Source organism: Streptomyces sp. NRRL F-6492, from assembly GCF_001280125.1.
Taxonomy (GTDB): domain Bacteria; phylum Actinomycetota; class Actinomycetes; order Streptomycetales; family Streptomycetaceae; genus Streptomyces.
In genome coordinates this window covers 1-22,855 of the sequence record NZ_LGEG01000127.1, presented here as the reverse complement: position 1 = coordinate 22,855, position 22,855 = coordinate 1, and the positions used below count along the sequence as shown (strand labels likewise).

Sequence of the window (22,855 nt, the reverse complement as noted above, 5' to 3'; positions counted from 1 at the left end):
GTCAGTCCTCCAGTGCGGCGAGGCCGGGAAGCGTCTTGCCCTCGAGGTATTCGAGGGAGGCGCCGCCGCCGGTCGAGATGTGTCCGAACGCGTTCTCGTCGAAGCCCAGGATGCGGACCGCGGCGGCGGAGTCGCCACCGCCGACCACGGTGAAGGCCGGGGAGTCGACGAGCGCCTGGGCGACGGCCTTGGTGCCCTCGGCGTAGTCGGGGTGCTCGAAGACGCCCATCGGGCCGTTCCAGAAGACGGTGGCCGCGTCGGCGAGCTTCGAGGCGTAGAGCTTGCGGGTCTCGGGGCCGATGTCGAGCCCCTCCTCGTCCGCCGGGATGGCGTCCGCGGCGACCGTGGTGGGGTTCGCGGGGGCCTTGGTCTTCAGGTCCGGGAACTCGGGCGAGACCAGGACGTCGACGGGGAGCACGAACTCCACGCCGCGCTCCTTCGCGCGCGTCAGGTACTCCTGGACCGCCGGGATCTGGTCCTCCTGGAGCAGCGAGATGCCGACCTCGTGGCCCTGGGCCTTGAGGAAGGTGTACGCCATGCCGCCGCCGATGAGGATGCGGTCGGCCTTCTCCAGGAGGTGGTCGATCACGCCGAGCTTGTCGGAGACCTTGGCGCCGCCGAGGGCGACCACGTAGGGGCGCTTGACGTCGTCCGTCAGCTTCTTCAGGACGCCGACCTCGGTGGCGATGAGGTGGCCCGCGGCGTGCGGGAGGCGCGCCGGGAGGTCGTAGACCGAGGCGTGCTTGCGGTGCACGGCGCCGAAGCCGTCGCCGACGTAGAGGTCGGCGAGGGCGGCGAGGCTGTCCGCGAAGGCGCCGCGCTCGGCGTCGTCCTTGGAGGTCTCGCCGGGGTTGAAGCGGAGGTTCTCCAGGACGGCGACCTGTCCGTCGCCGAGGCCCGCGACGGTCGCGGTGGCGGAGTCGCCGACCGTGTCGGTCGCGAACGCCACGTCGGCGCCGAGCAGTTCGCCGAGGCGGGCGGCGGCCGGGGCGAGCGAGAACGCCGGGTCCGGGGCGCCCTTGGGGCGGCCCAGGTGCGAGGCGACCACGACGCGGGCGCCGGCGCCGGTGAGCGCCTCGACCGTGGGGACGACGGCGCGGATGCGTCCGTCGTCGGTGATGGTGGTGCCGTCGAGCGGCACGTTGAGGTCGGCGCGGACGAACACCCGCTTGCCTTCGACGCCCTCGTGGAGAAGCTCGTCGATCGTCTTCATCTGTTAACTGACTCCTTGGTACGCGGTGGAGCACACGAACAGGGCTCGCGCAGCGCGGCGTTGCGCTGCCCGAGCCCTGCTCACCATCGAAAGTCCGCCCTGAAGCTTAGAGCTGACCGCCGACGAAGACGGTGAGGTCGACGAGACGGTTGGAGTAGCCCCACTCGTTGTCGTACCAGCCGAGGATCTTGACCGACTTGCCGTCCTGGACCATCGTCAGGGAGGCGTCGAAGGTGCAGGACGCCGGGTCGCCCACGATGTCCGAGGAGACGATCGGGTCCTCGGTGTAGAACAGGACGCCCTTCAGGTCGCCGTCGTCGGCGGCCTTCTTGAACGCGGCGTTGACCTCGTCCTTGGTGACCTCGCGGTCCAGGGTGACGACCAGGTCGGTGGCGGAGCCGGTCGGGACCGGGACGCGCATCGCGATGCCGTCGAGCTTGCCCTTGAGCTGCGGGAGGACCAGGGCGGTGGCCTTGGCGGCACCGGTCGTGGTCGGGATGATGTTCTCCGCGGCGGCGCGGGCGCGGCGCAGGTCCTTGTGCGGGAAGTCCAGGATGCGCTGGTCGTTGGTGTACGCGTGGACCGTGGTCATCAGGCCCTTGACGATGCCGAAGTTTTCGTCGAGGACCTTGGCCATCGGCGCCACACAGTTGGTGGTGCAGGACGCGTTCGAGATGATGTCGTGCTTCGCCGCGTCGTACTTGTCCTGGTTGACGCCCATGACGATGGTGATGTCCTCGTCGCTGGCCGGAGCCGAGATGAGGACCTTCTTGGCGCCGCCGGCGAGGTGCTTCTGAGCGTCGGCCTTCTTGGTGAAGATGCCGGTCGACTCGATGACGATGTCGACGCCCAGCTCGCCCCAGGGGATGTCGGCCGGGTTGCGCTCGGAGAGCACCTTGATGGTGTGGCCGTCGACGGTGATGGTGTCGTCGGTGTGGGTCACCTCGGCCTTGAGGCGGCCCAGGATGGTGTCGTACTTCAGCAGGTGGGCCGTGGTCGCGGTGTCACCCAGGTCGTTGACAGCCACGATCTCGATGTCGGCACCCTGCTCAAGGAGCGCGCGGAAGTAGTTCCGGCCGATGCGGCCAAAGCCGTTGATGCCTACGCGGATCGTCACGAACCGATCTCCTCGTTAGGTACGCCGGTGTGTTCGACGCCGGCGAGATTTTTGTTTTTGGGATGTCCCCGACCGCTTACGACCCTACCTCGCCGGGACCGCCGGAGTGACATCGGCCGCATCCGCGCGAGCCCGGAAAGTAAGGGAAACCGGTCGTCGGCCCGTACCTACCAGCGGGTAAGGGCCGCCGTGGGACTTTTGTCCCGACTACTCTCCGTCAAACGGTCGGGGTGCTCCCCTCAGCGGCGAAGGGTCTTGAGGGCGCGGCCCAGGAGCCTGGCCCGCTCCGCCGTGCCGGGCACGTGCTCCAGGCCGAAGCCGAGGAGGACGGTGTCCCGGGTGGTGACCGCCGCCTGCGAGTGGAAGAGCGCGCCGGAGCGCGTCCAGTCGGACCCGTTGCCGGGGCTGCCGGCCGGGGCGCCGGGCGTGGACCAGGCGCCGAGGGAGGTCTCGAAGCCCTCGGCCTCGGTGGTGGTCCCGGTGACGAGCCGGACGTCGTCGACGAAGGCGCCCGTCTCGCCCGTACCGGGGTCGGAGACGTAGGAGAGGGAGAGCTCGACCTGCCGGCCCGCCCAGGCGCTCAGGTCGACGGAGGCCTGGCGCCAGCCGTTGGAGGGGCCGGTGAAGGCGTTCCAGAAGCCGGTGGTGCCGGTGGGCGCGCAGCCGTCCTCGCCGACGGTGAGGTAGTGGGCGAGGAAGGGGTGGCCGCGGACGTAGTAGCCCTCGCCGCAGTCGGCCGGGGGCTCGGCGGAGGTGCCGCCGTGGGTGTCGGGCAGGGTGGTCCAGTCGTCCCGTCCGACGGTGCGGGCCTCGACGACGAGGTTGTCGTAGCCGGGCTCGGTGTCGTGGCTGACCTGGAAGTCCAGGCGGGGCTTCGCGCCCGCCGGGACGCCGGTGAGGTCGACGGTCCTGGAGAGCCGGGCCCAGGTGTCGTCGGCGTGCTTCACCGCCGCGAAGGAGGCGCCCTCGGCGGGCTCGAAGGGGGTGCGGACGCCCGGGTAGTCGCCGGCGGAGGCGCTGCTCGCGAACTGCGGGAAGTCCTCCGGCCTCAGGGTGTCGGAGGTGACGGTGTACGCGCCCGCGTCGTCCAGCGGGTTTCCGGCGGCGGCGCCGAGGGCCGCCCGGACGCCTCCGAAGGCGCCCGCGCCGGCGAAGGCGGACGGGTCCTTCAGTCCGGCGCGGTGGTGGGCGCCGAGGTAGTACTGGGCGAAGTCGTTGGTCTCGGCGGCGCCGACCCGGGTGAGTCCGCCGGCCTTCTCCCCGGCGTTGATCAGCTTGCCGCCCTCGTTGAGGTAGGAGCGGACGGCGAGTTCGGCGTTCCCGGAGGGGCGCCCGGCGCCGGTGTACCAGACGACGGCGCCGAAGTGGGAGAGGACGCCGAGGGCGTCCGGGGCGCCCTGGACGGCGACGTCCCAGACGGCGGCCTTCCGTCCGCCGTCGGCGAGCGCCTTCACGTAGGCGGCGGTGTGGCGTTCGGCGGTGGTGCCGCCCTCGTCGGCGAGGACGAGGACGTCGCCGCGCGGCCGTTCGGCCACCGCGTAGGAGAAGGGGGCGGAGGAGGTGGTCCGGCCGTCGCGGGTGCGGGCGGTGAACCAGACCTGGACGGAGTCGCCGGGCCGGGCGCCCCCGACCTCGCCGCGGTACTCGTCGAAGTAGAGGTTGTCCTCGCCGCCGTAGGTCTCGCCGCCCTTCCAGGCGCGGAGCTCCTCGCTGTGGACGCGGCCGCCGTTGATCCGGTACTTGAGGGTCTTGCCGCGCAGCGACTTGCGGGCGGTGACGGCGACCTCCTGCTCCCCGCCGCGGGCGTAGGAGGTGGTGAAGGCCTTCGGGGTGAAGTCGGGGGCGTCGACGCCGACCGGGGAGACGGGCCGGTCCGGGTGGGCGGCGGACTCGGCGACGGCGAGCGCGAAGGGCACGTTCTTGGCGAACTCGGCCCGGATCAGCTTCTCGTCGTCCGGGAAGGTGAAGACGGAGGCGCAGTCGGCCGGGTTCCAGGCGTCGTTCGGGTCGACCCGGGAGGCGGTGGCGCAGGTGGACATCTCCGGGGTGAACATCTGCATGCCGTTGACGTTGGCGGCGTGTCCGTCGGCCTCGCCGTTGGTGGTGTACAGCTCGGAGGAGACCTGCGGCCGGTAGCCGGGCACGGCGGAGTTCTGCGGGGTGCCGGCGAGGGCCTTGAGGGCCACGTCGTCGGGGGTGTCGGTGGCGACCTGCCAGCCGACGCCGTACAGCAGGAGCTGGGCGGCGGAGTGGTAGTTGATGCCGTACGCGAAGCCGATGCGCTTCTGGAAGGCGTCGATCGCCCTGGTCTCGGGCTCCGACATGGGGCCCTTGCCGCGGAAGGTCTCGTCGGCCGGGTCGGGGGACGAGCCCTCGTTGTCGTAGCCCCACTTGTAGGCGAAGTTGCGGTTGAGGTCGACGCCGTCGCCGGGGCCCGTCCTGCCGTCGCCGTCGTTGTCGCGGAGGTTCTTGCGCCACTGGCGGTGGGCGGGGTCGGCGTGGGTGTGGTCGTAGCCGTCGGGGTTGGCGGAGAGCACGAACCACAGCTCGGTGGTGTCGACGATCCGGGTGATCCGCTCGTCCTTGCCGTAGCCGTCGAGGTAGTGGTGCATCAGCCGCCGGGTCATCTCGGGGGTGATCCACTCGCGCGCGTGCTGGTTGGACATGTAGAGCGTGGCGGGCTTCGAGCCGTCCTTGCTCCGCCCGGCGCCCTTGCTGATCTTGAGGGCGAGGATGTCCTGGCCCTTGAGGGTCTTGCCGATCGGGACGACCTTGGTCAGTCCGGGGTGGGTCCGGGCGGTGTCCTGGATCTCCTGCTTGAGGCCGCCGGGGCCGCCGTACGGGCGGAAGACGCCGTCGCCGGCGGCGGCGACCCGCTGCTCGGCCCGGTCGGACAGGGCGTGCTCGGCGAGTTCGACGCCCCGGCCGCGCAGCTGTCCGGCCTGGGCGCCGGTGAGGAAGAGCTCGACCGTGGCGGTGCCCTTCGCGGGCACCCGCTCGGTCAGTTCGTGGGCGTCGGCGCCGGCTTCGAGGAGGAGCGGGACCTGCTCCTGGGTGACCTCGGCGTGCCATACGGAGAGGGCGTCGCCGTTCCGGTCGTCCGGCCGCGCTCCGGCGACGGGCGCCGCCGCCACTCCGGCGATCAGCAGTGAAGCCGCGGCGAGGATCGATCTCGCTCTGCGTCTCATGAGCTCCCCTTGGTGTCGTCCGTCTCGAAGGTGAACAGATCTCACGGGTGGAACGGTTCTCCCGGAGGCCACAGCCCTCGCGGGTGCCACAGCCCTCGCGGGTGCCACAGCCCTCGCGGGTGAACAGACGACAGACTCATGGGCGCCCCGGGGGGCGTCAAGGGTGCCTCCCGGCGCGTCGCGCACACCGGGAAAGAAACTGCCGGTGCGTCAGGAACGCACCGGCAGTGAAGAGTTGACCGAAAAGCCACCGGCCTCAGCCGACCAGGCTGTCGTCCAGCTCCTCGGTGAGGTTGGACTCGGTCCCGGGGATGCCCAGGTCCTGCGCCCGCTTGTCGGCCATGGCGAGCAGCCGGCGGATCCGGCCGGCCACCGCGTCCTTGGTCAGCGGCGGGTCGGCGAGCGCGCCCAGCTCCTCCAGGGAGGCCTGCTTGTGCTCCATGCGGAGCCGGCCGGCGGCGGCGAGGTGCTCGGGCACCTCCTCGCCGAGGATCTCCAGGGCGCGCTGCACCCGGGCCCCGGCGGCGACCGCGGCGCGGGCCGAGCGGCGCAGGTTGGCGTCGTCGAAGTTGGCCAGGCGGTTGGCGGTGGCGCGGACCTCGCGCCGCATCCGCCGCTCCTCCCAGGCGAGCACCGACTCGTGCGCGCCGAGCCGGGTGAGCAGGGCGCCGATCGCGTCGCCGTCGCGGACGACGACCCGGTCCACGCCCCGCACCTCGCGGGCCTTCGCCGCGATGGAGAGCCGGCGGGCGGCGCCGACCAGGGCGAGGGCGGCCTCGGGTCCCGGGCAGGTGACCTCCAGGGAGGAGGACCGGCCGGGCTCGGTCAGCGAGCCGTGCGCGAGGAAGGCCCCGCGCCAGGCGGCCTCCGCGTCACAGGTGGCCCCGGAGACCACCTGCGGGGGGAGGCCCCGGATGGGGCGGCCCCGGCCGTCGACCAGACCCGTCTGGCGGGCCAGCTGGTCGCCTCCGGCCACCACCCGCACCACGAAGCGCGAGCCGCGCCGCAGACCGCCGGGGGCCATCACGATCAGTTCGGAGCTGTGTCCGAAGATCTCCAGGATGTCCCGCTTGAGGCGGCGGGCCGCCATCGCGGTGTCGAGCTCCGCCTCGATCACGATGCGGCCGCTCACCAGGTGCAGCCCGCCCGCGAACCGCAGGATCGACGAGACCTCTGCCTTCCTGCAGCAGGTCCGGGTGACGGGAAGCCGGGAGATCTCGTCCTTCACCGCTGCCGTCATCGCCATGGGCCGATCCTTCCATGCATCCGAAAAATACGGTCGTACGCGGCGGCCAGCAGCTCCGGGTCGTGCTTCGCGGAGCCGTCGGGCCGGGCGACCGGCGCCAGCTCGACCGCGGCGCCGAACCGCTTGGCGGCGTCGGCGAGGGAGTCGCGGTCGGGCACGGCGGCCTCGTCGGCCAGCACCACGTCCAGGGCGAGTTTAGGGGCGTGTCGCCCCAAAACCTCCAAATGACGCTGCGGGGAGAAGCCGTCGGTTTCTCCGGGCTGCGGCGCGAGGTTCAGGGAGAGCACCTTCCGGGCCTTCGTCTCGACCAGGGCGTCGAGGAGGTCGGGGACCAGGAGGTGCGGGATCACCGAGGAGAACCAGGAGCCGGGGCCCAGGACGACCCAGTCGGCGTCCAGGACCGCGGCGACCGCCTCGGGGACGGCCGGCGGGTCGTTCGGCACGAGGTGCACGGACTGCACCTCGCCGGGGGTGAGCGCCACCGTCGCCTGGCCGGCCACGATGTCCACGTCGTCCGGGCGCTCCGGGTCGTGGCCCTTGACCAGGGCCTGGAGCTCCAGGGGCACGGCGGACATGGGCAGCACCCGGCCCTGGGCGCCGAGCAGCAGACCGACCAGGTCCAGGGCCTGCACGGGGTCGCCGAGCTGTTCCCAGAGGGCGACGATCAGCAGGTTGCCGACGGCGTGCCCGTTGATCTCGCCCTTGGACTGGAAGCGGTGCTGGATGACCCGGGCCCAGGTCTGGCCCCAGTCGTCGTCGCCGCAGAGCGCGGCGAGCGCCTTGCGCAGGTCGCCGGGGGGCAGCACGCCGAGCTCCTCCCGGAGCCGGCCGCTGGAGCCGCCGTCGTCGGCGACGGTGACGACGGCGGTGAGGTCGCCGGTGATCCGGCGGAGCGCGGCGAGGGAGGCCGAGAGACCCATGCCGCCGCCGAGCGCGACGACCTTCGGCTGGGTACCGCGTCTGTGGAGCGTGCGGCGCGCCGCGAGGGTGGAGGCGCGCCGGCGGTACGGCTTCACTCGCGCCCCATGTCCCGGTGCACGACGACGGTCTCGACCCCTTCGGAGGCGAGGCGGGCGGCGAGGCGCTCGGTGGTGGCCACCGAGCGGTGCTTGCCGCCCGTGCAGCCCACGGCGATCGTCACGTACCGCTTGCCCTCGCGGCGGTAGCCCGCGGCGATCAGCTGGAGCAGCTCGGTGTAGCGGTCCAGGAACTCCTTGGCGCCGGGCTGGTTGTAGACGTAGTTCGACACCTCCTCGTTGAGGCCGGTGAAGGGGCGCAGCTCGGGGACCCAGTGCGGGTTCGGCAGGAAGCGCATGTCCACGACGAGGTCGGCGTCGACGGGCAGGCCGTACTTGAAGCCGAAGGACATCACGGTGGCCCGCAGCTCGGGCTCCTCGTCGCCGGCGAACCGGGCGTCCATCTTGGCGCGCAGCTCGTGGACGTTGAGGCTGGAGGTGTCGATCACCAGGTCGGCGTCGCCGCGCAGCTCGCGCAGCAGGTCGCGCTCGGCGGCGATGCCGTCGGTGATGCGGCCGTCGCCCTGGAGCGGGTGGGGCCTGCGGACCGACTCGAAGCGCCGGACGAGGGCCTCGTCGGAGGACTCCAGGAAGACGATCCGGCGGGTGACCCGCTTGGCGTCCAGATCGGCGAGGGACTCCCGCAGGTTGTCGAAGAACTGCCGGCCGCGGACGTCCACGACGACGGCGATCCGGGCGACGTTGCCCTGGGAGCGGGCGCCGAGCTCCACCATGGTGGGGATCAGCGCGGGCGGCAGGTTGTCCACGACGAACCAGCCGAGGTCCTCCAGACACTTCGCCGCGGTGGACCGGCCGGCCCCGGACATGCCGGAGATGATCACCAGCTCGGGAATGGCCTCGGCGCCGTTGTCGCCGGGGGTCTCCTTGGTGCCCGTACTCACGTGTCCTGCTCCGTCTTCTCGGTGGTGCTCGTCGTGCCGTTCGCGCGCGGCCGTGCCGTGACGCCCGCGTCGTCCTCCATGATCCCCCCCGTCGCCGTGTGCACGACGGGGACGGCCGGAGCCGCCGGGGCGGGAACCACGTCGTCCTCCATGATCTCTCCCGTCGCCGTGTTGACGGCGGGAGCGGCCGGGGCCGCCTGTGCCAGGGCCACGGCGACCGCCTCCGCGGTCTTCCGGCCCATGCCGGGGACCTCGCAGATCTGCTCGATTGTCGCCTGCCGGAGCCGCTTCACCGAGCCGAAATGCTTGATCAGGGCCTGCTTCCGGGTCTCCCCGAGGCCGGGGACGGCGTCGAGGGGCCCGGTCCTGATGCGTTTCGTCCGCTTGGACCGCTGGTAGCGGATGGCGAAGTCGTGAGCGGTGTCACGCACCCGCTGGAGAAGGTACAGGCCCTCGCTGGAGCGGGGCAGCACCACGGGGTCGTCGTCGCCGGGCAGCCAGACCTCCTCCAGGCGCTTGGCGAGGCCGCAGACCGCGATGTCGTCGATGCCGAGCTCGTCCAGGGCCCGCCGCGCGGCGGCGACCTGGGGCTGTCCGCCGTCGACCACGACGAGCTGCGGCGGGTACGCGAACCGCTTGGGTCGCCCGTCGTCCTCGGGGTCCTCGGCCGGGACCTCGCCGTCCCCCCACTCCCCCGTCCTCTCCTTCTCGGCGAGGTAGCGCCGGAAGCGGCGGCCGATCACCTCGTGCATGGAGCGGACGTCGTCCTGGCCCTCGAAGCCCTTGATCTGGAAGCGGCGGTACTCGCTCTTGCGGGGCAGCCCGTCCTCGAAGACGACCATGGAGGCGACGACGTCCTCGCCCTGGAGGTGCGAGATGTCGAAGCACTCGATCCGCAGCGGCGCCGAGTCCAGGTCCAGGGCCTCGGCGATCTCCTCCAGGGCCCGGGAGCGGGTGGTGAGGTCGCTGGCGCGCTTGGTCTTGTGGAGCACGAGCGCCTGCTGGGCGTTGCGCGCGACGGTCTCCATCAGGTCCTTCTTGTCGCCGCGCTGCGGCACGCGCAGCGAGACGAGGGAGCCGCGGCGGCCGGAGAGCCAGGCGGAGACGGCTTCGGCGTCCTCGGGGAGCGCGGGGACCAGGACCTCCTTGGGGACCGCCTCGCCGCTCTCCTCGCCGTACAGCTGCTGGAGGGCGTGCTCGACGAGTCCGGCGGTGTCGACGGCCTCGACCTTGTCGGTGACCCAGCCGCGCTGGCCGCGGACGCGTCCGCCGCGCACGTGGAAGATCTGGACGGCGGCCTCCAGCTCGTCCTCGGCGAGGGCGATCAGGTCGGCGTCGGTGGCGTCGGCGAGGACGACCGCGTTCTTCTCCATGGCCCGGCGCAGGGCCGTCACGTCGTCGCGGAGCCGGGCGGCCCGCTCGTACTCCATGTCCTCGGCCGCGATCGTCATCTGCTTTTCGAGTCGGCGGATGTACGTGCCGGTGCGGCCGGCCATGAAGTCGCTGAACTCCTCGGCCAGTTCGCGGTGCTCCTCGGGGGTGACCCGGCCGACGCAGGGCGCCGAGCACTTGCCGATGTAGCCGAGGAGGCAGGGCCGGCCGGCCGAGGCGGCGTTGCGGAAGACGCCCGCCGAGCAGGTGCGGACGGGGAAGACCCGCAGCATCAGGTCGACGGTCTCGCGGATCGCCCACGCGTGCGCGTACGGCCCGAAGTAGCGCACGCCCTTCTTCTTGTGGCCGCGCATGACCTGGACGCGGGGGAACTCCTCGTTCATGGTCACCGCGAGGTAGGGGTAGCTCTTGTCGTCCCGGTACTTGACGTTGAACCGGGGGTCGAACTCCTTGATCCAGGAGTACTCCAGCTGGAGCGCCTCGACCTCGGTGGACACGACGGTCCACTCCACGGAGGCGGCCGTGGTCACCATGGTGGCCGTGCGCGGGTGCAGGCTCGTGAGCGGCTGGAAGTAGTTGGCGAGGCGCTGGCGCAGGGACTTCGCCTTGCCCACGTAGATCACCCGGCGGTGCTCGTCGCGGAACTTGTAGACCCCCGGGGAGTCGGGGATCTGACCCGGCTTGGGGCGGTAGCTGGAGGGGTCTGCCATGCTCCCCACCCTACTGGCGGGGACCGACACTCCGGCCGGCCCCGCGCGCGCGTGCGGGCCTCGTGCGGGCGGGGTGGGGACCCGGCCGCACGAGGCCCGTCCGGTCGGGGCGGGGTCAGGCCGCCGGGCCGCTCCGGGCCGCCCTGCGGCGGCGTATCGCGGCCGTGGCCGCCAGGGCGAGGGCCAGGGAGGTCCCGACGCCGACCGCGGTGGCGGCGGACCCCTCGGAGGCGTCCGTACGGGGCCCGGGGGCGGCCAGGGGCGCGGGAGCGGCACCGGGCGCGGGGGCGGCCAGGGGTGCGGCCTCCCGTCCCGCGGCCTCCTGCGGCCCGTACCCGCCCGCCGCGCCCTTCTTCGCGTAGGCGGAGCCGGGGAGCTTGTCGCCGTACGCCCGGGCGACCCGCTCCCGGTACGCGGCGAGGCTCGTCCCGTTCTTCCCGACGGCCCGCACCGCGTCCTCGTCGAGCGGGAGCACCTTCGCGCCCTTCTGGACGTACCAGGCGTCGATCTGCGGCTCGCGGAAGACCAGGCCGCCGGGCAGCAGGCGCCCGCCCCGCTCCGCGTACCGGATCTCGTCGTCGCCGGTGGCGATGTTCACCACCTGCCAGCCGTCGGCGCTCTCGACCGTCCACAGGGAGGCCTTCCGGCCGTCCGGGGCGACGGCCCGGCTGGCGCGGAACTCGACGCGGGCGACCGGCGCCCCGGCCTTCCCGGCGACGAAGTCCGGGGAGAGGATCCGGACCGGGACGGAGGCGCCCTCGATCCGCGGGGTGCCCGCCGCGCGGGCGGCCGCGGCCGGGGCCCCGGCCCCGTCACCGGCGAAGAACCGGGACAGGGTGTCCAGGGTCCCCGGCGCGGAGGCGGCCCGCTCGGGGGTGGGGGCGGACGGCGGGCCCCCGGCGGCGGCCGGGAGCGTTCCGAGGGCGACGAGGGCGGCGGTCAGGAGGCCGGCGGCGGTGGCACGCGCGCGTGTCGTGGTCGTGGTGATCACGGTGGTCACGCCCCGATCCGGTAGAGCGAGTGGGTCCAGGAGAAGGAGGCGTTGTCGACGTACCAGGCGTGCGAGGCCCAGTTGTAGCGGTCGCTGGAGGGCCAGGGGTCGCCCCAGTAGACCCAGCTGTTCGCGTCGTCGTAGCCGTAGACCACGTGCATGTGCCCGCCGCCGCTCGACCACTGGATCCGGGTCTCGACCGGCCGGTCGGCGTTGATCTCGGTCTGCACGGTGGGGTAGCGCAGCCAGCCGGTGACGTACGAGCCGGGGCGGACCCCGGCCCAGCTCAGACCGGTCTGGACGTTGCCGAGGGTGGCCTGGTTGTTGGGGCAGTCGTAGCCCTGCTGGCGGTTGAAGGCGGCGTTGCAGAACTGGTTCTGGCTGTAGCCGCGGCCGAACCAGGTGGCGATGGTGTTGCCGCCCGCCGCCCAGCACCAGTTGGTCTTCTGCTGGGCCTGCATGGTGATGTTCAGGCGCTTGGAGGCGAGGGCCGAGGCGTCCTCACCGGCCGGCGCGGCGGACGCCGAGGTGGTGGGGACGAGGAAGAGGGCGGCTGCGGCGAGTGCCGCGAGGTTCAGCTTTCTTCTGCGCATCGCGTTCCTCCCGGGTGGGGTGGGGGTGTGGAGGAGCGCGTCCGGACGCTGGTCAGGAGCATCTGCCGTTGTCCGGTCCGGGTCAACACGCTTCAATGCGGGATGACGTCGGACTGTGAACGGTGTGACCCGGGTGTGAACGGAAGCCCCCGGCCCACCTGCCCGCTCGTCCCCGGCGGCACGGCGGTCCGCTCCCCCACCGTGAACGTTCACCGAGGAGTCCTCGTGAGCCACACCGAGGCCGATCTTGCGCAGCTGCTGCACACCGGTCCCTTCCATCTGGCGCTGCGCACCGCGCTCGCCGTGCGCGGGCTGCCGCTCCAGCGGGTCCAGCACCATCTCGCGCACCGGGGCGTCCGGGTCGGGGTGACGAGTCTGAGCTACTGGCAGCAGGGCGCCCGCCGGCCGCAGCGCCCGGAGTCCCTGAAGGCCGTCCGCGCCCTGGAGGAGGTGCTCCAGCTCCCGGGGAACTCGCTCCTGCGGCTCCTGTCGGAGGACACGGCCGCCCGGACCGAGGTGGAGCGCCCGGCGGGCCGCTCGTACCGCTCACTGGTGGAGGCGTCCGGCTCGGTCGAGGAGCTGCTCGCGGAGCTGGAGTGCCCGACGGACGGGGGGCTGCACACGGTGGGGCACCAGGAGCGGGTGCGGATCGGGGCCGGGCGGGAGCTGGTGGGGCGCGAGTCCCAGCACGTGGTGCGGGCGCACCGGGACGGGGTGGACCGCTATCTGGCCATCCACCACGGGGACCCGGACTGCGACCCGTCGCGGGTGGTGGTGCGGGCGGTGGAGAACTGCCGGACCGGTCGGGTGCGGTGGCACGCCGGGACGGGGGTGCTGGTCGCGGAGCTGCTCTTCGACGCGCGGCTGCGGGCCGGGGACACGTACCTCTTCTCGTACGGCTTCGAGGACGGTACGGCGGGGGCGAGCGGGGAGTACGTGCGCGGGTTCAGCTTCGCGGGCGGGCAGTACGTGCTCCAGGTGCGCTTCGACGAGGCGGCGCTTCCGGTGCGGTGCCGGAGGTTCGCGCAGGTCTCGGCGGGGGCGCCGCGCGGCGGCCGTGCGGAGCTGACCCTGAGCGGCCGGCACCGCACGGTGCACCTGGTGGAGCAGGGCGTGCGCCCGGGGATCCTGGGGATCGACTGGGACTGGTCCTGAACCGCCGGTCCCGTCAGGCCCCGGGCCCGGCGACGAGCTCGCCGCCCTCGACGCGGATCGGGACCTCGGGGAGCGGGACGGTGGCCGGGCCCCGGAGCGCCTTGCCGGTCGTCACGTCGAAGCGGCTGCCGTGGCAGGGGCAGTTGCCCTCGTTCTCCTCGACCTTGTCGAGGACGCAGCCCGCGTGGGTGCACTGGGCGCTGAAGGCCTTGTACTGCCCCTCGGCGGGGCAGCTCACCACGAGGCGCTGCTCGCGGTAGAGCCGGGCGCCGCCGACCGGGACCTCGTCGGGGGAACCGAGGGAGACCGGGGCGGTCGGGGTCGGGACCTGGGCGTGGCCGAGCTTGGACTCGGTGGAGCAGGCGGCGACCCCCAGCCCGGCGGCACCGGCGAGGGCGGCGCCTTTCAGTACGGTGCGACGGCTGGACTGGCCGGACATGAGCCCTCCACGGTGAGATCGGTGAGATCGGTGAGATCGGTGAGATCGGGGACGAGACACCCCAGCGGTGACCGAACCGACGATACCGGCGCCTCCCGCCCGGGGGCCGCGGGGGCCCGGGGCCCCCGTACACGAGAGCCCGTCGGCACGGCGAAGCCCCCGGCGCGGAGCCCGCCGGGGCGGCGGGGTCCGTGCGCGGGGGCGCGCCGGTGCGGCAGGCCCCGGGGCGGGGGCCTGCCGGGTGGCGGGTCAGGCCTTGCGGGTGCGGGTCGCCGCCTTCTTGGCGGCGGCCTTGGTCGCGGTCGCCTTGGTGGCGGTCGCCTTGGTCGCGGTCGCCTTCTTGGCCGGAGCGGCCTTCTTGGCCGGGGTGGCCTTCTTCGCCGCCGTCGCCGTCTTCTTCGCCGCCGTCCTCTTCGTGCCGCGCGCGGCCGGGATCGCCGCGTCGCTGATCCGGTCGGCGCCGAGGACCTCGCGGAGGAACTTGCCGGTGTGGCTCGCCGGGACCGAGGCGACCTCCTCCGGCGTTCCCTCGGCGACGACCACGCCGCCGCCGCTGCCGCCCTCCGGGCCCATGTCGACGACCCAGTCCGCGGTCTTGATGACGTCGAGGTTGTGCTCGATGACGATCACCGAGTTGCCCTTGTCGACGAGCCCGGAGAGGACCTTGATCAGCTTCGAGATGTCCTCGAAGTGCAGACCGGTGGTCGGCTCGTCCAGGACGTAGACCGTGCGGCCGGTCGAGCGCTTCTGGAGCTCGGAGGCGAGCTTCACGCGCTGCGCCTCGCCGCCGGAGAGCGTCGGCGCCGACTGCCCGAGGCGGACGTAGCCGAGGCCGACCTCGGTCAGGGTGCGCAGGTGACGGGCGATGGTCGGGACGGCCTCGAAGAAGTCGAGGGCCTCCTCGATCGGCATGTTCAGGACTTCGGCGATGGACTTGCCCTTGTAGTGGACCTCCAGGGTCTCCCGGTTGTACCGGTCGCCGTGGCAGACCTCGCACGGGACGTAGACGTCCGGGAGGAAGTTCATCTCGATCTTGATCGTGCCGTCGCCGGAGCAGTTCTCGCAGCGGCCGCCCTTGACGTTGAAGGAGAAGCGGCCGGGCAGGTAGCCCCGGACCTTGGCCTCCATCGTCTCGGCGAAGAGCCTGCGGACGTGGTCGAAGACGCCGGTGTAGGTCGCCGGGTTCGACCGCGGGGTGCGGCCGATCGGGGACTGGTCGACGTGCACGACCTTGTCGACGAGGTCGTCGCCCTCCACGCGCGTGTGCCGCCCGGGGACCGACTTGGCGCCGTTCAGCTCGCGCGCCAGGTGGGTGTAGAGGATGTCGTTGACCAGGGTCGACTTGCCGGAGCCGGAGACGCCGGTGACGGCGGTGAGGACGCCGAGCGGGAAGGAGACGTCGATGTCCCGCAGGTTGTTCTCACGGGCCCCGTGCACGGTGAGCCGGCGCCCGGGGTCCACCGGCCGGCGGACGTCCGGGGTGACGATCGACCTGCGGCCGGACAGGTACTGCCCGGTCATCGACTCCTCGTTGGCGAGGAGCTCCTTCAGGGAGCCGGAGTGGACGACCTTGCCGCCGTGCTCGCCGGCGCCGGGGCCGATGTCCACGACCCAGTCGGCGACCTTGATGGTGTCCTCGTCGTGCTCGACCACGATGAGCGTGTTGCCCATGTCCCGGAGGCGCACCAGGGTCTCGATCAGCCGGTGGTTGTCGCGCTGGTGGAGGCCGATGGAGGGCTCGTCGAGCACGTAGAGCACGCCGACCAGGCCGGAGCCGATCTGGGTGGCGAGCCGGATGCGCTGGGCCTCGCCGCCGGAGAGCGTCCCGGCGGCCCGGTTGAGCGAGAGGTAGTCGAGGCCGACGTCGACGAGGAAGCGCAGCCGCTCGTTGACCTCCTTGAGGACCCGCTCGGCGATCTTCTTGTCCCGGGCGCTGAGGGTGAGCCGGGAGAGGAACTCGGCGCAGTCGCTGATGGACATCGCGGAGACCTCGGCGATGGACTTGTCCATGACCGTGACCGCGAGGACGATCGGCTTCAGCCGGGTGCCCTCGCAGGTGGGACAGGGCACCTCGCGCATGTAGCCCTCGAAGCGCTCGCGGCTGGAGTCGCTCTCGGCCTCGGTGTGGCGCCGCTTGACGAAGGGGACGGCGCCCTCGAAGGCCGGGGTGGTGTACGCCCGCTCCCGCCCGTACCGGTTGCGGTAGCGGACCTCGACCTGGGTCTTGTGGCCGTACATCAGCGCCTTCTTGGCGCGCTGCGGCAGCCCCGCGTACGGGATGTCCGTGCGGAAGCCGAGGGCCTGGGAGAGACCGCCGATGAGCCGGCCGAAGTACTCCTTGGTGTGGCCGTGCGACCAGGGGTGGATGGCGCCCTCGTCGAGGGACTTGTCCTGGTCGGGGACGATCAGCTCCGGGTCGACCTCCATGCGGGTGCCGATGCCGGTGCAGTCCGGGCAGGCGCCGAAGGGCGAGTTGAAGGAGAAGGAGCGCGGCTCCAGCTCCTCGAAGGAGAGGTCGTCGTACGGGCAGTAGAGGTGCTCCGAGTACATCCGCTCGCGCTCGGGGTCGTCCTCGGGGAGGTCGACGAAGTCGAGCACGACCATGCCGCCGGAGAGTCCGAGCGCGGTCTCGACGGAGTCGGTGAGCCGGCGCTTGGCGCTGTCCTTGACGGTGAGGCGGTCGATGACCACCTCGATGGTGTGCTTCTCCTGCTTCTTGAGCGTCGGCGGCTCGCTGAGCTGCACGGTCGTGCCGTCGACCCGGGCGCGGCTGTAGCCCTTGGTCTGGAGATCGGCGAAGAGGTCGACGAACTCGCCCTTGCGCTCGCGCACGAGCGGGGAGAGCACCTGGAAGCGGCTGCCCTCGGGGAGCTCCAGGACCTTGTCGACGATGGCCTGCGGCGACTGGCGCGAGATGGGGCGGTGGCACTCGGGACAGTGCGGCTTGCCGATGCGCGCGAAGAGCAGGCGGAGGTAGTCGTAGACCTCCGTGATGGTGCCGACCGTCGAGCGCGGGTTGCGCGAGGTCGACTTCTGGTCGATGGAGACGGCGGGCGACAGACCTTCGATGAAGTCGACGTCCGGCTTGTCCATCTGGCCGAGGAACTGCCGGGCGTACGAGGAGAGCGACTCGACGTACCGGCGCTGCCCCTCGGCGAAGATCGTGTCGAACGCGAGGGAGGACTTGCCCGACCCCGAGAGCCCCGTGAAGACGATGAGGGAGTCGCGCGGGAGGTCGAGGGAGACGTTCTTGAGGTTGTGCTCGCGAGCGCCACGGACGATGAGACGGTCGGCCACGCCGGTCCGCACCTTTCTTGAGAGAGCGGATGTGCCTACACACCAACAACCGGGGACGCCGGATGCTTCCATCGAGCGTATAGCACGCATATTCGATTTCCGGTCTTCCGGAGACCTCTTCACCCGAACGAGTGGTCCGGGCCGGTCGGCGCTAGGGTCGGCGCCATGATCGATCACGAGCGTGACCTCGTTTCCCTGCAAGAGGCGACCGATCGGCTCCTGGACGCCGCCTCCTCCTGGGACAACGCCGCCGCGGCCGAGCCGTCACGGCTTTCCGGCTGGACCCGCGGCCATGTCCTCGCCCACCTCGCCCGCAACGCCGACGCCCTGGTGAACGTCTTCGAGGGCCGCCCCATGTACGTGGACGCCGCGACCCGCGAGGCCGACATCGAGCGCGACGCGTACCGTCCGCTCGACGTACAGCTCGCCGACGTGCGCGAGAGCGCCGACCGGCTGCGGGCGGTGTGCGAGAGGCCCGCCGACTGGAACCGGACGGTCGAGCTGCGCAACGGCGTCACCGACAGCGCCTCCCGGGTCCCCTTCCGCCGCTGGGTGGAGGTGGAGCTGCACCACGTCGACCTGGGCGCCGACTACGGCCTGGACGACCTTCCGGAGGAGTTCGTCCTGCGCGAGATCGAGTTCCTGGCCGACCGCTGGTCGGGACGCCCGGAGGTCCCCCCGGTGACGCTCGGCCTCGGACAGGACGGATCCGGCCCCACCTGGCGGACCGGTGGCACCGAGGGTACTCCCGTCGTCCTCGCGGGCACCGGCCCCGAGCTGCTCGGCTGGCTGTCCGGCCGCGGCGACAAGGGCGCCCGGCTCGTCGTCCTCTCCGGCGACGGCCTCCCGGACCTGCCCCCGCTATAGGCTGAGCGCATGACGTACAGCGGAGTGGTGAAGGTCGGCGGCCCTGCGGACGTGCACGAGCTGGCGGACCTGATGATCTCGAAGGTCGCGGTCGGCCCGATGGAGAACAACGCCTATCTGCTGCGCTGTCGGGCGACCGGCGAGCAGCTGCTGATCGACGCGGCGAACGAGGCCGGGACCCTGCTCACGCTGATCGGTGACGACGGCGTCCGCGCCGTCGTCACCACCCACCGGCACGGCGACCACTGGCAGGCCCTGGCCGAGGTGGTCGCCGCGACCGGCGCGCGCACCTACGCGGGCGCGTACGACGCGGACGGCATCCCGGTCGCGACCGACGTCCCCGTCGAGGACGGCGACACGATCCGGGTGGGCCGGGTCGAGCTCACCGCCCGCCGCCTCGTCGGCCACACCCCGGGCTCGATCGCCCTCGTCTACGACGACCCGCACGGCCACCCCCACGTCTTCACCGGCGACTGCCTCTTCCCCGGCGGCGTGGGCAACACCCACCAGGACCCGGAGGCCTTCGCCAGCCTGCTCCACGACGTGGAGACCAAGCTCTTCGAGGCCCTCCCGGACGAGTCCTGGGTCTACCCCGGCCACGGCAGGGACACGACGCTCGGTGACGAGCGCCCCCACCTCGCGGAGTGGCGCGAGCGCGGCTGGTGACCCGACGGCGGACGGAGGGCGCGCGCCCCACCAGCGGCGCGCTCCCGCACGCCCCCGTAGCCGGGGTGATCGGCGGGTAGATCGCGGGACATGCACCGCCGTCACTCTCCGTCGCGCCCCACCGCCCCCTCGATGGGCCGGATCGCCGCCGCCTCGCTCGTCGGCACCGCCATCGAGTTCTTCGACTTCTACGTCTACGGGACCGCCGCCGCCCTCGTCCTGGGCCCGCTCTTCTTCCCGACCTTCTCCCCGCTCGCCGCGACCCTGGCCGCCTTCGGCACCTTCGCCGTCGGTTTCGTGGCCCGGCCGCTCGGCTCGGTCCTCTTCGGCCACGTCGGCGACCGGTACGGCCGGCGCCCGGTCCTCTTCGCCTCGCTGCTCCTGACCGGCTGCGCCACGGTCGCGGTCGGCTGCCTCCCCACGTACGCGACGCTCGGCATCGCCGCCCCCGTCCTGCTGCTCCTGCTCCGCTTCCTCCAGGGGCTCGGTCTGGGCGGCGAGTGGGGCGGGGCGGTGCTGCTCACCGCTGAGCACGCCCCGGAGCACCGGCGCGCGCTGTGGGCGAGCTTCCCGCAGATCGGCCCGGCGGTCGGCTTCCTCCTGGCGAACGGGGTGATGCTGGGGCTCACGGCCGGGCTGGGCGACGCGGAGTTCCGCTCCTGGGGCTGGCGGGTGCCGTTCTGGGCGGCGGGGCTGCTCGCGGCGGGCGGGCTGCTGCTGCGCTCCTCGCTCGCGGAGACCCCGCAGTTCGAGGAGCTGTCCGCGTCCGGGCGGCGCGCGGGCGCCCCGCTGGCGGAGGTCGTCCGGAACCACTGGCGGCTCGTGCTGCTGACGGCGGGGGCCCTCGCGGTCGGGTACGCCGTCTTCTACGCGGTCTCCACCTGGGCCCTGGCCTACGGCACCGGGCGGCTCGGCCTGAGCGGTCCGGTGATGCTGGGCTGCGTCATGGCGGCGGTGGCGGTGATGGGCGCGGCCACTCCGTTCGTGGCGCTCCTGGCCGACCGCTGGGGCCGCCGGACGCTCTGCCTGGCCGGGTGCGCGGGCTGCGCGCTCTGGATGTTCCCGATGGTGGCGCTGCTGCACACCGCGCGGCCGCCGCTGATGTTCCTGGGCTTCCTGGGCGCGCTGCTGGCCTTCATCACGATGTTCGCGGTGGTCGCCGCGTACCTGCCGGAGCTGTACGAGCCCCGGGTCCGCTGTACGGGCGCGGCCGTCGGCTACAACCTCGCGGGCGTCCTGGGCGGCGCCCTGACGCCCCTCGCGGCCACCGCGCTGTCCGAGGGCGGCTCCGGCCCGCCCTGGGGCGTGGCGGCCTATCTGACCCTGGTGGCCCTGGTCAGCCTGGGCTGCTTCGCGCTCCTCCCGGAGACCCTGCCCGCGCGCACCGCGGTGAAGGAGCCCGCGCCCGCGTAGGGCCCGTCCGGCGGAAGGGCGCGGAAACGGCGAAGGCCGACCGGGGAGGGGGTCCCGGGTCGGCCGTCGCCGTGTGTGCCGCGTCAGGCGCCGATGCTGTCCTTCTCGGTGCCGTCGGCGTCGGCCACGCTCTGGGCGGCCTCCCGCTCGGCCTGCCGCTTGGAGGCGATCAGGCTGGTGATCGTGGTGATGATCAGAACACCGCAGATGACCGCGAGGGAGACCGGGATGGAGATCTCCGGGACGTGCACCCCGGACTCGTGCAGGGCGTGCAGCACCAGTTTGACGCCGATGAAGCCGAGGATCACCGACAGGCCGTAGCTGAGGTGGACCAGCTTCTTGAGCAGGCCGCCGATCAGGAAGTACAGCTGCCGCAGACCCATGAGGGCGAAGGCGTTGGCGGTGAAGACGATGTACGGGTCCTGGGTGAGGCCGAAGATCGCCGGGATGGAGTCGAGGGCGAAGAGGATGTCGGTGGTGCCGATGGCCAGCATGACCACCATCAGCGGGGTCAGCACCCGCTTGCCGTTGACCCGGATGAAGAGCTTGGTGCCGTGGTAGCGGTCGGCGACGCCGAACTTCTTCTCCACGCTCTTGAGGAGGCGGTTCTCCTCGAACTCGTCCTCCTCCTCGTCGGCACGCGCCTCCTGGATGAGCTTCCAGGCGGTGTAGATCAGGAACGCGCCGAAGATGTAGAAGACCCAGGAGAAGCTCGCGATGATCGCGGCGCCGGCGGCGATGAAGATCGCGCGGAGCACCAGGGCGATCAGGACGCCGATCAGCAGCACGCGCTGCTGGAGGTGCGAGGGGACCGAGAACTTCGCCATGATCAGGACGAAGACGAAGAGGTTGTCGACGCTGAGCGACTTCTCGGTGATGTATCCGGCGAAGAACTCGCCGGAGGCCTGGGCGCTGCCGAAGAACAGCAGGCCGACGCCGAAGAGCGCGGCGAGCACGATCCAGACGATCGTCCAGATGCCGGCTTCCTTGACCGACACGTCATGGGGCTTGCGCCCGATGAAGAAGTCGGCACCGATCAGGGCACCCAGACCGAGAATGGTCAGGACCCACAGGGTCGTCGAAACGTCCATTGCGCCTCCGGCGTCGTACGGCTACTGATCAGCGTCGTCGCTGCCGGAGGTCTCTTCCACCCGGACGACGGGCGAACCGCCGCCGGGCCGACGCCCCGGGATCGGATCACTGGGATCCCTCCGTACTGACGGGCACGCCGCGCTTGGGGAGTACTCCCCTCCGCACGAAGAACACTACCCGAAACACCAAGAGAAGGTAAAGGGCAGGCTAAAGGATCATCAAGACGCCAGGTCAGGACCGCTTCTCCCGGCGGGCGGCCGCCACTTGGGCGAGGACCTGCCGCAGGACCCCGCTGCCCGGCGGAAGCACCGGCGGCTCGTACGACCAGGCGTGTCCCACCCACGGATCGGCGAGGTGGTCGTCCGGGACGGGGGTGAGCCGCAGCAGCGAGCGCCACAGCGGGTCGAGCAGCGGCCCGTACGCGGCCGCGTCCGCCCGGTCCGCCACCATCAGCAGGTGGACGCCGACCGAGGGGCCCTCGTCGGCGAGGTACCGGAGCCGGGTGACCGCCCGGTCGTCGAAGCCGTGCGGGAAGTCGTGCACGATCAGCAGCTGCCGGGCCGTGTCCAGGCCGGGCGGCAGCGCGTCGGCCGCGCCGGCCCGCACCGCCATCTGGAGCAGGTCGACCCGCTCGGTGAGCTGCTCCAGGACCGCGGAGACACCGGCCGCGCCCCGGGCCGGCGGGGTCGCGAGGACGTCCGCCTCCACGAGCGGGGCGAGGGACGCGGCGCCCGCCCCGGCCGCGTCGAGGACGTGGACGGCGAAGGCGCCCGCCGGGTGCGCCGCGAGCAGCCGGGCCGCGTGCGCGACCGCGCTGTCCAGGGCGAGCCGCCGCAGCTCGACCTCGTCGAGGAGGCCGGCCGCCTCCGAGTGGCCGCGCCCGCCGTCCACCCACAGTCCCCGCTCCAGCGGCAGCCGGACGAGCATGGGGATCCGCAGCTCGGTGCGCTCGGGCAGGTGGAGGTCGCCGAGCCGGACGGCCATCGGCTCCTCTGCCGGGACGCGGTAGGCGTGCCAGACGGGGTTGTCCCAGCGGGCGTAGGCGGCCGGCAGGGCCGGTTCGACCACCTCGGACTCGGCCGCGAGCTGGGCGAGGTCCCGGTCCAGGACCGCGCGGGCCCGGTCCACCAGTTCGTCGTGCCGGGCCCTGGCGGCCGCCCGGGCCGCGTCGTTCGCGCCCCCGTTCCTGGCGCGGTAGTCGGAGAGCGTCTGGTCGAGCTCCCGGTCGAGCCGGGACTCGGCGAAGTCGCAGGCGCTGCGATAGGCGGCGGCGGTACGGGCCAGGTCCTCGAACATCCCCCACACCTGGTTGTAGAGGCGCTCGTCCATGGACCAGCCGGAGGCGTCCCCGGCGACCGGCACGGGCGGGGCCTGCGGCGGCTCCGGCGCGGCGGCGGGCCCGCGGCGGGGGTGGGAGTAGTCGATGGGGCCGCCCGGGGCCCGCGCGCCGGTGTCCGTGCCCGAGGGCGGGGTCACCGGCACGGTCGGCGTCGGGTCGGAGACCGCCTGCGGGAGTGGCGGGGGCGGGGGCGTGGGGTCCGCCGTCGTCGGGGAGGCG

General features: G+C 72.5%; 17 protein-coding genes. 4 read left to right on the top strand and 13 right to left on the bottom strand.

Going from position 1 to position 22,855, the window contains the following annotated elements; all coding sequences use genetic code 11:
- Position 1 precedes the first annotated feature (1 nt).
- The 9 genes from ADL08_RS11810 to ADL08_RS11770 form a co-directional block, all read right to left on the bottom strand.
- Positions 2-1,213 (bottom strand): phosphoglycerate kinase, encoded by a 1,212-nt coding sequence (locus tag ADL08_RS11810; protein WP_053642051.1) that lies wholly within the window; start codon positions 1,211-1,213, stop codon positions 2-4.
- A 106-nt stretch (positions 1,214-1,319) separates the two neighbouring features.
- Entirely contained in the window at positions 1,320-2,330 is a 1,011-nt protein-coding gene (gene gap / locus ADL08_RS11805; RefSeq protein ID WP_053642050.1) for a type I glyceraldehyde-3-phosphate dehydrogenase, read from the bottom strand.
- Between the two features lie 239 nt (positions 2,331-2,569).
- A complete protein-coding gene (locus ADL08_RS11800; protein WP_053642049.1) occupies positions 2,570-5,518 on the bottom strand; it encodes a M14 family metallopeptidase in 2,949 nt (982 codons plus the stop codon).
- Between the two features lie 256 nt (positions 5,519-5,774).
- Positions 5,775-6,764: a DNA-binding protein WhiA gene (gene whiA, locus ADL08_RS11795; RefSeq protein ID WP_030205188.1), complete on the bottom strand. Its 990-nt coding sequence runs from the start codon at positions 6,762-6,764 to the stop codon at positions 5,775-5,777.
- The gene (locus tag ADL08_RS11790) at positions 6,755-7,780 is read right to left on the bottom strand and encodes a gluconeogenesis factor YvcK family protein (RefSeq protein ID WP_053642048.1); all 1,026 of its coding nucleotides are present in this window, start codon (positions 7,778-7,780) and stop codon (positions 6,755-6,757) included. Before ADL08_RS11790 ends, whiA begins: the two co-directional genes overlap by 10 nt.
- Positions 7,777-8,682 (bottom strand): RNase adapter RapZ, encoded by a 906-nt coding sequence (gene rapZ, locus ADL08_RS11785; RefSeq protein ID WP_053642047.1) that lies wholly within the window; start codon positions 8,680-8,682, stop codon positions 7,777-7,779. The genes ADL08_RS11790 and rapZ overlap by 4 nt, the downstream gene beginning before the upstream one ends.
- Entirely contained in the window at positions 8,679-10,784 is a 2,106-nt protein-coding gene (gene uvrC, locus ADL08_RS11780) for an excinuclease ABC subunit UvrC (protein ID WP_234352108.1), read from the bottom strand. Before uvrC ends, rapZ begins: the two co-directional genes overlap by 4 nt.
- 115 nt (positions 10,785-10,899) lie before the next feature.
- The gene (locus tag ADL08_RS11775) at positions 10,900-11,784 is read right to left on the bottom strand and encodes a hypothetical protein (RefSeq protein WP_420709628.1); all 885 of its coding nucleotides are present in this window, start codon (positions 11,782-11,784) and stop codon (positions 10,900-10,902) included.
- Positions 11,781-12,368 carry a papain-like cysteine protease family protein gene (locus ADL08_RS11770; RefSeq protein WP_053642046.1) on the bottom strand — a complete coding sequence of 196 codons (588 nt, stop codon included), beginning with the start codon at positions 12,366-12,368 and terminating at the stop codon, positions 11,781-11,783. Before ADL08_RS11770 ends, ADL08_RS11775 begins: the two co-directional genes overlap by 4 nt.
- 225 nt (positions 12,369-12,593) lie before the next feature.
- Between ADL08_RS11770 and ADL08_RS11765 the strand changes: the two genes are divergently transcribed.
- The gene (locus ADL08_RS11765) at positions 12,594-13,523 is read left to right on the top strand and encodes a hypothetical protein (RefSeq protein ID WP_053642045.1); all 930 of its coding nucleotides are present in this window, start codon (positions 12,594-12,596) and stop codon (positions 13,521-13,523) included.
- Between the two features lie 13 nt (positions 13,524-13,536).
- Here the strand turns inward: ADL08_RS11765 and ADL08_RS11760 are convergent, their stop codons facing one another.
- On the bottom strand, positions 13,537-13,962 hold the full coding sequence (locus ADL08_RS11760; RefSeq protein ID WP_053642044.1) for a Rieske (2Fe-2S) protein: 426 nt from the start codon (positions 13,960-13,962) through the stop codon (positions 13,537-13,539).
- Positions 13,963-14,211: 249 nt separating this feature from the next.
- Positions 14,212-17,259 carry an excinuclease ABC subunit UvrA gene (uvrA, locus tag ADL08_RS11755; protein ID WP_053642043.1) on the bottom strand — a complete coding sequence of 1,016 codons (3,048 nt, stop codon included), beginning with the start codon at positions 17,257-17,259 and terminating at the stop codon, positions 14,212-14,214.
- 165 nt (positions 17,260-17,424) lie between these two features.
- On the opposite strand from uvrA, the gene ADL08_RS11750 reads away from it, so the two are divergent.
- The 3 genes from ADL08_RS11750 (at position 17,425) to ADL08_RS11740 (ending at position 20,205) form a co-directional block, all read left to right on the top strand.
- Positions 17,425-18,126, top strand: a complete 702-nt coding sequence (locus tag ADL08_RS11750) for a maleylpyruvate isomerase family mycothiol-dependent enzyme (RefSeq protein WP_053642042.1) — start codon at positions 17,425-17,427, stop codon at positions 18,124-18,126.
- A gap of 9 nt (positions 18,127-18,135) precedes the next feature.
- Positions 18,136-18,792: an MBL fold metallo-hydrolase gene (locus tag ADL08_RS11745; RefSeq protein ID WP_053642041.1), complete on the top strand. Its 657-nt coding sequence runs from the start codon at positions 18,136-18,138 to the stop codon at positions 18,790-18,792.
- A gap of 132 nt (positions 18,793-18,924) precedes the next feature.
- Positions 18,925-20,205, top strand: a complete 1,281-nt coding sequence (locus ADL08_RS11740) for an MFS transporter (RefSeq protein ID WP_053642040.1) — start codon at positions 18,925-18,927, stop codon at positions 20,203-20,205.
- 83 nt (positions 20,206-20,288) lie between these two features.
- Here the strand turns inward: ADL08_RS11740 and ADL08_RS11735 are convergent, their stop codons facing one another.
- Together ADL08_RS11735 and ADL08_RS11730 are read right to left on the bottom strand one after the other, a co-directional pair.
- The gene (locus ADL08_RS11735) at positions 20,289-21,296 is read right to left on the bottom strand and encodes a TerC family protein (RefSeq protein ID WP_053642039.1); all 1,008 of its coding nucleotides are present in this window, start codon (positions 21,294-21,296) and stop codon (positions 20,289-20,291) included.
- 232 nt (positions 21,297-21,528) lie between these two features.
- Positions 21,529-22,855: hypothetical protein (locus ADL08_RS11730; RefSeq protein WP_053642038.1), on the bottom strand; the 1,327-nt coding region annotated here is incomplete at its 5' end.